The 753-nt window shown below is 51.1% G+C and carries 1 pseudogene; it reads left to right on the top strand.

The annotated features are described in order from the left end of the window. A pseudogene (locus tag A3763_RS06895) lies at positions 1-753 on the top strand (aminomethyl-transferring glycine dehydrogenase subunit GcvPB); the annotation flags it as partial.

The following is a 753-nucleotide window of genomic DNA, read 5'->3' on the forward strand; positions in this document are numbered from 1 at the left end:
GTGATGTTGACCTGGAAGCGCTTAAAGAAGCAGTTGGCCCACAAACAGCCGGGATCATGATGACTAACCCTTCGACCTGCGGCGTGTTCGAAAGACAGATCGAAGAGATTGCCAAGACGGTTCATGACGCGGGCGGTTTGCTTTATTACGATGGTGCGAACCTGAACGCGATCTTGGGTAAAGTACGCCCGGGCGATATGGGTTTTGACGTGCTGCATATGAACTTGCACAAGACCTTTGCAACACCTCACGGTGGCGGTGGACCAGGGTCTGGCCCAGTTGCTGTAGGTGAGCGTTTACTACCATACCTGCCTACGCCAATGGCGGGTTGTCAGGCGCAAGCAGACGGCGTTAAGAATTATCATTGGGTGACCCAAGCAGATAATGTAGATTCCATCGGTCGCCTAAGTACCTTCATGGGTAATGCCGGGATTATTCTTCGAGCCTACATTTACGCAGTACTACTTGGCCGAGAAGGCTTGCATCGAGTTGGTGAGTTTTCAACCTTGAGTGCAAACTACATGGCTAAGTTGATGGCTGATGCCGGTTTTGAATTGGCCTATCCTGAGCGTCGAGCCACGCATGAGTTTATTGTGACGATGAACAAACAAGCGAAAGGTCTGGGTGTCACGGCGATGGACTTTGCCAAGCGTTTACTCGATTACGGCTACCATGCTCCGACCACTTACTTCCCCTTGTTGGTACCAGAGTGTTTGCTGATTGAACCAACCGAGACAGAGTCTATTGACGAGC

It is taken from the genome of Oleiphilus sp. HI0128 (genome assembly GCF_001635365.1).